Raw genomic sequence first — 9,894 nt, 5'->3', positions numbered from 1 at the left:
CAGCTTTTCATAAGGTGGTGAGCAGCGATCGAACTGAATAAACGCCAAGAACAAATTTTGCAAATTGTCAAGGATCATGGTCCGATTACAGGTGAAAGTATCGCTGAAAAGTTGAATTTAACAAGAGCGACATTACGCCCGGATTTAGCGATATTAACAATGGCTGGTTATTTAGAAGCACGACCTCGAGTAGGGTATTTTTATACAGGAAAAACCGGATCTCAACTGCTTGCCGATAAAATAAAAAAGATAAAAGTAGGTGACTATCAATCTATCCCAGTCGTTGTTAATGAAAATGTCAGTGTATATGATGCGATTGTCACCATGTTTCTTGAAGATGTCGGCACATTATTTGTCATCGATGATGAATCGCTTTTAGTTGGTGTTTTATCGAGAAAAGATTTATTGCGTGCAAGTATTGGCAAACAGGAGTTAACAACGATTCCTGTCAATATTATTATGACGAGAATGCCGAATATAGCGGTTTGTTATAAAGACGACCCGCTTATTGAAGTAGCGGAACAATTAATTGAAAAACAGATTGATGCGATGCCGGTAGTGCGAAAAACAGAAAAAGGATATGAAGTCATTGGGAGAATAACGAAAACAAATATGACAAAAGCGCTCGTTGCGCTAGCGAAAGACGATTTGTTATAGGACAAAAAAGGAGGAGGAAGATGAATCAGCGCCTTGTTTATGTTGTTTCCGATTCAGGAGGGGAAACGGCGGAACTCGTAGTGAGAGCAGCGGCAAGCCAGTTTTATAATTCTCACATTCAATTAAAGCGCGTGCCGTATGTGGAAGATAAGACGATGCTAGCGGAAGTGGTTGCATTAGCAAAAATGAATCAAGCAATTATTGCGTTTACGCTAGTTGTTCCGGAAATGCGCCAGTTTCTTATTGAGGAAGCTGCACGCGAAGGAGTAGTGGCGTACGATATTATTGGACCGCTTATTGAAAAAATGAGCGATTTATTTAAGTTGACGCCACGATATGAGCCGGGGCAAGTGCGTGTGCTTGATGAGGATTATTTCAAGAAGATTGAAGCGATTGAATTTGCCGTGAAATATGATGATGGACGTGATCCGCGGGGAATTTTGCGTGCTGACATTGTGTTAATCGGTGTATCGCGCACCTCTAAAACACCGTTATCCCAATATTTAGCGCATAAGCGATTGAAGGTGGCAAACGTGCCGATCGTACCAGAAGTCGAGCCGCCAGAACAACTTTTTAAAGTACCTCCCGAAAAATGTTTCGGATTAAAAATCAGCCCGGAAAAACTGCTTTCGATTCGCCGTGAGCGCCTAAAATCGCTCGGATTGAACGACCAGGCTATTTATGCGAACATGGATCGCATTAAAGAAGAACTTGCTTATTTTGATGGGATAGTGAAAAAAATTGGCTGTGATGTTATCGATGTAACCAATAAAGCAGTCGAAGAGACAGCAAACATTATTATGAAAAAAAGAAGATTATAGCACATTCACGATAATGTGAACTGTGCTTTTACTTTTTTATAGCATATTTTCGCCATTTGTATTATAATAAAAAATTGCGAGAAAAATGAACAATGCAGGTTTAGAGTGCATAAAGAACGAGTAAACTATTTATAGCCAACTTGTCAATAGGAAAGGAGAAATCTTTTTCGACAAAATTCGTTTATTATATAGGAGAAAAAGAAGGATTTTCGAGAACGGTGTAGAATAATAGGAGGTGTGAATCTGATTGCTCGATTGACTTTGATCCGAAGCGGAGCTGGCAATATGATGACAGCAATCAGATCTGGACATTGAGACCGACCGTTTTTGTGGACGCGGATGCTTGCCCAATAAAAAGTGAAATTTTCTCGCTTGCTTGTAAATATAATATACCAAGTGTGTTTATTTCTTCGTACAATCATTTTTCTCCCTTCCAGAAAATGAAATGGGTATATGTCGATACAGAAAAAGAAGCGGTGGATTTATATATTTTGAATCATGCCGCAAGAGGAGATGTAGTTGTTACTCAAGACATCGGGTTGGCAAGCATGCTTGTTAACCGTGGTGTACATGTGATTTCTCCGCGTGGAAATGTGTACGAAGAAGGAGAGATGGATAGCGCTCTTTATCATCGTTATCTTCAAGCAAAACAGCGAAGGCAAGGTGTGTATCCAAAGGGAATGAAGCGGTTTTCTGATCGCGATCGTCGCCTTTTTCTGCAAAATTTCGAAAAAATTTTGTCGAAACTCGAAGGAAAATAGACATAGGTCGAGAATAATAAGATACGGAGTTGTTTATATGGGATACCGTATTCCCGAGGAAACGATTGAAGCGATTCGTCGTGCTGTTGATATTGTCGATGTAATTAGCGATTATGTCCAATTGAAAAAACAAGGACGTAACTATTTTGGATTATGCCCATTTCATGGGGAAAAGACGCCATCGTTTTCGGTTTCCCCAGAAAAGCAAATTTTTCATTGTTTCGGCTGTGGGGCCGGTGGAAATGTATTTTCGTTTCTAATGGATATTGAAGGAATTTCCTTTATTGAAGCAGTAAAACGATTAGCGATAAAGGCAAACGTCGATTTAGCGGATTTAGAGCTGGACGACGCGAATAAACAAAGCCGTGCTGATACGGGCGAAACAAAAATAATGGTAGAAGCGCATGAGCTTCTGAAAAAATTTTACCATCATTTGCTTGTAAATACAAAGGAAGGACAGGAAGCTTTTGATTATTTACAGGCGCGTGGATGGACAAGGGAAATTATTGATCAATTTGAAATCGGCTATGCCCCTGATTCATGGGATTTTGCCGTCAAACTTTTATCAGGGCGCGGTTTTTCGCTCGAACTGATGGAAAAAGCCGGGTTAATTATTCGAAAAGAAAACGGCGGTGGCTATTTTGACCGTTTTCGTCATCGAATTATGTTTCCGATTCATAATCATCATGGAGATGCTGTTGGTTTTTCGGGCAGACTTCTTGGAGAAGGTCAGCCGAAATATTTGAACAGTCCGGAAACACCCATTTTCCATAAAGGAAAAATTTTATACAATTTTCATCAAGCGCGTTTACATATCCGAAAACATCAAGAAGCCATTTTATTAGAGGGATTTGCTGATGTCGTTTCCGCTGTGCAAGCAGGCATTGCCCATTCAGTAGCAACGATGGGAACAGCGTTAACGGAAGAGCACGCGCGTATTCTTCGACGCAATGTCGATACCGTTATTATTTGCTATGACGGTGATGCTTCAGGAATAGAAGCGACATTCCGCGCAGCGGAGCTGTTAGCAGATGCAGGCTGTCATGTGAAAATTGCAACAATTCCCGACGGTCTTGACCCAGATGAATATATAAAGAAATATGGTTCAGATCGATTTCGCCGTGATATTATTGATGCCAGCAGTTCGCTGATGGCGTTTAAAATGATGTATTTTCGCAAGGGAAAAAACTTGCAAAATGAAAATGATAAAATTCGCTACATTGAAGAAGTACTTCAAGAAATTAGCAAATTATCGAATCCCATCGAGTGGGATTACTATTTACGGCAGTTGGCTGACGAGTTTTCCCTTTCGTTATCTGCTTTGCAAGAGCAGTTGAATCGTCATCGAAATAATAAAATACATTCTAACAATGCGCAAAGCAAAGAGGCGCCGAGACCGCCGCTACAAAAGAAGCTTCTTCCTGCCTTTCAAAATGCTGAACGAATGTTGCTTGCCCATATGCTTCGCAGTCGTGATGTGGCTATGATTGTTCAGCAGACGATTGCAGGGGCATTCAATATCGAAGAACATCGGGCGATTGCTGCTTATATTTACGCATTTTACGAAGAAGGGAATGAGCCTGATGTCAGTTTGTTGCTTTCGCGTCTTCCTGATGATTTGAAACCTCTTGTGACAGAACTGTCGCTATTGTTGATCACTGATGAAATTTCCAATCAGGAACTGAACGATTATATGCGGCATGTGTTGAATCACCCAAAATGGTTAAAGCTAAAGGAAAAAGAACAAGAAAAAATTGAAGCAGAGAGAAAAAAAGACTTTTTAACTGCTGCGCGCATTGCAAAAGAGATCATCGAAATGAAAAAGATGTTATCATCTCCGTAATATTATGTTATAAGTTAAAGGAGGTAGTGAAATGGCTGAAAAACCAGCTCGTTCAAAACAAGCCGATGCAGACGTAACATTTGAACAAGCGAAAGAACAGCTGACAGAGCTTGGTAAAAAACGCGGTATTTTAACATATGAAGAAATTGCTGAACGTTTATCCGGTTTTGATCTTGATTCTGACCAAATGGACGAATTTTACGAATACTTAGCTGATCAAGGAATCGAAGTCATTAGTGAATCTGATTTAGACGCTGATCCTGATATCGATGATTTATCAAAAGAAGAAGAATTTGATTTAAATGATTTATCGGTTCCTCCTGGCGTAAAAATTAACGATCCTGTGCGCATGTACTTAAAGGAAATCGGGCGCGTTCCACTACTGTCTGCTGAAGAAGAAATTGAACTAGCGAAACGAATCGAACAAGGCGACGAAGAAGCAAAACGCCGCTTAACAGAAGCAAACCTTCGTCTTGTTGTTAGCATTGCTAAACGTTACGTCGGTCGCGGCATGCTATTTCTTGACTTAATTCAAGAAGGAAATATGGGGCTTATTAAAGCAGTCGAAAAGTTTGATTATCGTAAAGGATATAAATTTAGCACTTATGCAACATGGTGGATCCGTCAAGCAATTACGCGTGCGATTGCTGATCAAGCACGGACCATTCGTATACCAGTGCATATGGTGGAAACCATTAATAAACTTATTCGCGTGCAACGGCAATTACTTCAAGATCTTGGACGTGAACCAACTCCAGAAGAAATCGCTGAAGAGATGGATTTAACTCCAGAAAAAGTGCGCGAAATTTTAAAAATCGCCCAAGAACCAGTTTCTCTTGAAACGCCAATTGGCGAAGAAGATGATTCACATTTAGGTGATTTCATTGAAGACCAAGAAGCGACATCGCCATCCGAGCATGCGGCCTACGAGCTGTTAAAGGAACAGCTAGAAGATGTATTAGATACACTTACAGACCGCGAAGAAAACGTGCTTCGTTTGCGTTTTGGGCTAGACGACGGTCGTACGCGGACGCTCGAAGAGGTCGGAAAAGTATTTGGTGTTACCCGCGAACGCATTCGTCAAATTGAAGCAAAAGCGCTTCGCAAGTTGCGTCATCCAAGCCGCAGCAAACGGTTAAAAGACTTTTTAGAGTAACCACTTTCTAAATAGTTTACTTCTTGTACTATTTGAGAAGTAAACTATTTTTCCTTTCCTTTTCGAGAGGCCGATTAATTATGAACAAACAAAGGCGCGAAATTATTGTACGGGAAATTGAATATTGGAAACGTTCTCGCCTCCTTCCAGAGCAATATTGCGATTATTTGCTGGCATTATATACGGAGGGCGAGTATAAAAAATGCCCAAGCGACATCCTCCGAACTCGTCAACGGGGGATGATCCGTTTCCTTTTAGTGGCATTCATTTGTCTATTGTTGCCAGCAAATGCTCTTGTCATTTATTTTACTGAATTGTCATTCGTTTTGCAAATGCCCCTTTTATTTCTTTTTTTCTTTATATGCGTCATAGCTGCATGGATGTGGAAGGGACAAGGAAATATTGTTCATATCCCGCTTATTAGTGGTGCGTTCATTTTTCTTATTGCATCGATCGAAGTTGGCGAATATTATTTTCCGAAACAAAAAGCGGTTATTGCATCGATTGTTTTCGTAAATTGTTTATTATGGATCTTCGTAGGAAAGCGGTTCCGTTTTCTTTATTTGTTTATATCCGGTGTAATCGGAATAGGAGTTTTAATTGTTTTTCTTTTATTTTAACTTTTTGGCAATTTTGTCGTAGAATGAGATTAGGGGCTTTTCCTTTGCGGTAATTTACAGTAAAATAAAATTGTTTGTAGCGGTTACATTTGCTGAACAATGGTTATACATAAGGGAGGTAAAAAAATGAATCGAAATCCGTTAATCCCATTTTTCATCATTATGCTGATTGGGATCGGACTTACTCTTGGGCTTTCATTTAAGGGGCTCGGCGATGCAAAGGAACTTGCAAAAGAGAAAAAAGGCGGCGAGAAAACAGAGCAAACGGCTGCGGCAAATCCAGAAGAACTTTATCAACAAACATGCAGCGGCTGTCATGGACAAAATTATGAAGGCGGTGCTGGTCCGGCATTAAAAGGTGTGGGCCAACGGCTTTCAGTAGACGAAATTAAAAACGTGATCCAAAATGGCCGCGGCGGCATGCCTGGAGGCCTCGTTCCGCCGGACAAAGCGGATGAAATGGCAAAATGGCTTTCTAAGCTGAAATAAACAAAAAATCCCTTTGCCTTAGGTGAAGGGATTTTTTGTTTATGATACAATATACAGAAGAGTGAAAGGGATGTGAATAGAAAAGGTGAATGAATTTCGTCTGTCCAAACGTCTTGAAACAGTTGCCTCTTTCATTCCAAAAGGTGCAAAGCTAGCTGATATCGGTTCAGACCATGCATATTTGCCGTGTTATGCATATTTGCATGGATATATTACAAAAGCGGTAGCGGGCGAAGTAGCAGATGGTCCGCTTCGCTCCGCCAAACAACAAGTCGAAAGGACAGGACTAAAAGACGTCATTTCTGTGCGAAAAGGCGATGGATTGGAAGTGATTAAACCTGGCGAAGTGGACTGTATTACGATTGCCGGTATGGGAGGCACATTGATTGCTAACATTTTAGAGGCTGGAAAAGACAAACTTCTCGGCGTAAAGAGGCTGATTTTGCAGCCGAATGTCGGCGCGCATATTGTGCGCAAATGGCTGCTGGACCATGACTGGGAACTGATTGCGGAGCGCATATTGGAAGAAGAGGGGAAAATTTATGAAGTGCTTGTTGCTGAAAAAGGCGATGGAAAAAGGCCATATGAAAATATAGAGACGGAATTATTGTTAGGCCCGTTTTTATTGAAAGAAAAAAATGATGTGTTTTTAAAAAAATGGCGTCATGAACTTGCTCACTGGAAACAGATTTACCGCCAATTAAATGAAAAGGCAGAAACAGAGTCTGCCGTCGCAAAAAAACGAGAACTAGAGAAAAAAATGAAGATGGTTGAGGAGGCATTGCGGTGAACAAAATTCCAAGCGGTCATGAAATCATTCAATTATTTGAGCAATTTGCACCAAAACATTTATCGATGGAAGGCGACAGAATCGGTTTGCAAATTGGAACGTTAAATAAACCAGTCAAAAAGGTAATGATTGCCTTGGATGTTTTAGAAGAAGTAATCGATGAGGCTGTAGCGGAAGAGGTAGATCTTATTATCGCGCACCATCCACCGCTTTACCGTCCGCTAAAGCAGATCATTACTGATCAAGCGCAAGGACGTATCATTGAAAAATGTATGAAACATCATATTGCCATTTATGCTGCTCATACGAATTTAGATATCGCCAATGGAGGGGTAAATGACTGGTTAGCGGAGGCGTTGGGGCTGGAGCATGTAGATGTATTGATTCCGACGTATGAAGAGCCGCTGAAAAAACTAGTCGTTTATGTTCCGGAGACACATGCCGACCTTGTTCGTGAGGCGATCGGTAACGCGGGGGCAGGCCATATCGGCAACTACAGCCATTGTACGTTCAACGGCCGCGGTATCGGTACTTTTTTACCGCTAGAAGGGGCGAATCCGTTTATCGGGAAATCCGGGACACTAGAGCAAGTGGAAGAGGTGCGTATTGAAACGATTGTCCCGGCTTCCTTGCAAAACAAGGTTATTTCTGCGATGTTAAAAGCACATCCGTACGAAGAAGTGGCGTATGACATATATCCGCTTGAAAATAAAGGAAAAGTATTCGGATTAGGAAGAATTGGCCGCTTGCCGGAAGCGATGACACTTGGGGAGTTTGCAGAGCATGTGAAAAAAGCGTTGGACGTTCCGGCAGTGCGTGTTGTTGGCCATTTGCAAGATATGGTTCAAAAAGTCGCAGTGGTTGGCGGTGATGGAAATAAATATATCTCACAAGCAAAATTAGCCGGCGCTGATGTTTATGTGACGGGGGATGTATATTATCATGTTGCGCACGATGCAATGATGCTTGGGCTAAATATCGTGGATCCGGGACATAATGTGGAGAAAGTAATGAAACAAGGGGTCGCTCGCTTTTTAGAAAATGCGTTTGCTAAACATCAGTTTGCAACGACCGTCTGCATTTCGAAAGTGCATACCGATCCATTTACGTTCGTATAAACATATAGCCGATATTCGCTAAACGAATATCGGCTATTGTTTTATTCTTTTTTTGCTTTTACTTTCGGTAAAATTTTTTGCAGCGGTACTTTCCGCTCGCGTTTCCATGTATTAGGATCATTTGGATCAAACTGCTCTAAAAAATCGATTACTTCTTTTGTAATCGGAGTTGGTGTTGAAGCTCCTGCTGTAACGGCTACTTTTTTTGCATCTTTAATCCAATTAATATCAATTTCTGTTACATCGGCAACGCGGTACGCTTTCGTGCCAGCAATTTCTTCCGATACTTGCGCAAGGCGATTGGAGTTGTTGCTTCTTGGATCGCCAACAACGATTGTGACATCGGCGTCTTTTGCCTGTTCCGCCACTGCCTCTTGGCGGAGCTGGGTTGCCATGCAAATTTCTTTATGCATTTCGACATGTGGATATTTTTCTTTTACTTTTGCCATAATATCGGCAACATCCCATTGGCTCATCGTTGTTTGGTTTGTCACCATGATGCGGTCGTTTTCAATCGTTAGACGTTCCACATCTTCCATCGTTTCGACAAGATGGATGCGCGTCGGATCAATGCCGACCGCTCCTTCTGGTTCGGGATGGCCCTTTTTGCCAATATAAATAATTTCATATCCGTCCGCCAGCTTTTCTTTAATTAAGTTATGGGTTTTTGTCACGTCTGGACATGTCGCATCGATCGTGACAAGCCCTTTTTCGCGGGCGCGCCTTTTCACTTCGGGCGATACGCCGTGCGCAGTAAAGATCACTGTCCCTTTGTCAATTTTTTCTAGAATCTCTAATCGGTTTTCTCCATCGAGCGTAATAATTCCTTCCTCGGCAAATGCATCGGTAACATGTTTATTGTGAACGATCATTCCGAGAATATAAATCGGTCTTGGCAACGTAGGATCTAATGCTACATTTCTTGCGATTACCATCGCATCAACAACCCCGTAGCAGTAACCGCGAGGGGTAATTTTAATCACTTCCATATTGGTTCCTCCTAAACTCCGACATACGGAGAGACTATCTCTTTCTTTTACATTATATCGGAGAAAGAGGAAGAACACAAAGTATAACACATTTTAAACATATAGTTTTGGCGTAGATGGCTTTGGTGTTTTTGTAGATTGGGATGATTTATTTTCGGATGTTTTCACTTTCGGTACAGTGCGTTTTTTGGATGAAGATGATGTTTTTTTCTTATTTTCCGGAATGTTTTTTTCTGTTTTGTTCTCTTCTTGCTCGGTTGTTTTTAATTCTCTAAATATTTTTACCATAGCTGGAAGGTTTTTTATCAGCGGTCCGTATTGCTGCACCATTGGCATGACGTTTTGTGCGACGCCTAACATTTTTTGGATGTTTGTCAACATGCCGATAAAGCCCCCTCCTGTGTTTGCGCCAGCGCCCGTAGTGGCAGCGGCGTGACGAATCGCAGGTGTTATCCACGGAGATGGAGAAGCGATCGGCCGTCCCCTTGAAAATAATTGCGATAAGAAACCGCCAAAGCCCGGGCGGGGACCGGGTGTTCTCATCATAGGAAAGGAAGGCGGCATTCCTGAAAAGGAGCGTGGCATCGGGGAAAAAGGAAATATCAGTGGCCGGTTGTAAATCATCGCATTTTCCTCCTTTCTAGGCTGAA

The 9,894-nt window shown here is 41.6% G+C and carries 11 protein-coding genes; 9 read left to right on the top strand and 2 right to left on the bottom strand.

Annotated elements, in window-relative coordinates; all coding sequences use genetic code 11:
- The first annotated feature begins 27 nt into the window (after nt 1–27).
- From ccpN to DER53_RS16840, 9 genes are all read left to right on the top strand, one after another.
- On the top strand, nt 28–657 hold the full coding sequence (ccpN, locus tag DER53_RS16880; protein WP_015864528.1) for a transcriptional regulator CcpN: 630 nt from the start codon (nt 28–30) through the stop codon (nt 655–657).
- Between the two features lie 20 nt (nt 658–677).
- Nucleotides 678–1,478, top strand: coding sequence for a pyruvate, water dikinase regulatory protein (locus tag DER53_RS16875; RefSeq protein WP_015864527.1), 801 nt, complete (start codon nt 678–680; stop codon nt 1,476–1,478).
- Between the two features lie 311 nt (nt 1,479–1,789).
- The gene (locus tag DER53_RS16870; protein ID WP_062752946.1) at nt 1,790–2,239 is read left to right on the top strand and encodes a YaiI/YqxD family protein; all 450 of its coding nucleotides are present in this window, start codon (nt 1,790–1,792) and stop codon (nt 2,237–2,239) included.
- Between the two features lie 37 nt (nt 2,240–2,276).
- Nucleotides 2,277–4,082 (top strand): DNA primase, encoded by a 1,806-nt coding sequence (gene dnaG, locus DER53_RS16865; protein ID WP_062752944.1) that lies wholly within the window; start codon nt 2,277–2,279, stop codon nt 4,080–4,082.
- A 31-nt stretch (nt 4,083–4,113) separates the two neighbouring features.
- Complete coding sequence (rpoD, locus tag DER53_RS16860) at nt 4,114–5,238, top strand: RNA polymerase sigma factor RpoD (protein WP_015864524.1); 1,125 nt, start codon at nt 4,114–4,116, stop codon at nt 5,236–5,238.
- An 80-nt stretch (nt 5,239–5,318) separates the two neighbouring features.
- A complete protein-coding gene (locus DER53_RS16855; protein ID WP_015864523.1) occupies nt 5,319–5,858 on the top strand; it encodes a hypothetical protein in 540 nt (179 codons plus the stop codon).
- A 126-nt stretch (nt 5,859–5,984) separates the two neighbouring features.
- Nucleotides 5,985–6,347: a cytochrome c550 gene (gene cccA, locus DER53_RS16850; RefSeq protein ID WP_062752942.1), complete on the top strand. Its 363-nt coding sequence runs from the start codon at nt 5,985–5,987 to the stop codon at nt 6,345–6,347.
- 85 nt (nt 6,348–6,432) lie between these two features.
- Entirely contained in the window at nt 6,433–7,137 is a 705-nt protein-coding gene (locus tag DER53_RS16845; RefSeq protein ID WP_062752940.1) for a tRNA (adenine(22)-N(1))-methyltransferase, read from the top strand.
- The gene (locus DER53_RS16840; protein ID WP_062752938.1) at nt 7,134–8,255 is read left to right on the top strand and encodes a Nif3-like dinuclear metal center hexameric protein; all 1,122 of its coding nucleotides are present in this window, start codon (nt 7,134–7,136) and stop codon (nt 8,253–8,255) included. Before DER53_RS16845 ends, DER53_RS16840 begins: the two co-directional genes overlap by 4 nt.
- Nucleotides 8,256–8,296: 41 nt before the next feature.
- On the opposite strand, the gene DER53_RS16835 is transcribed toward DER53_RS16840, so the two are convergent.
- Together DER53_RS16835 and vrrA are read right to left on the bottom strand one after the other, a co-directional pair.
- A complete protein-coding gene (locus tag DER53_RS16835) occupies nt 8,297–9,244 on the bottom strand; it encodes a 4-hydroxy-3-methylbut-2-enyl diphosphate reductase (protein WP_015864519.1) in 948 nt (315 codons plus the stop codon).
- A gap of 93 nt (nt 9,245–9,337) precedes the next feature.
- Nucleotides 9,338–9,868: a VrrA/YqfQ family protein gene (gene vrrA / locus DER53_RS16830; protein WP_062752936.1), complete on the bottom strand. Its 531-nt coding sequence runs from the start codon at nt 9,866–9,868 to the stop codon at nt 9,338–9,340.
- Nucleotides 9,869–9,894 lie beyond the last annotated feature (26 nt).

The sequence above is a fragment of the Parageobacillus toebii NBRC 107807 genome (assembly GCF_003688615.2).
Classification (GTDB): domain Bacteria; phylum Bacillota; class Bacilli; order Bacillales; family Anoxybacillaceae; genus Parageobacillus_B; species Parageobacillus_B toebii.
This window is presented reverse-complemented; position numbering and strand designations above follow the sequence as displayed.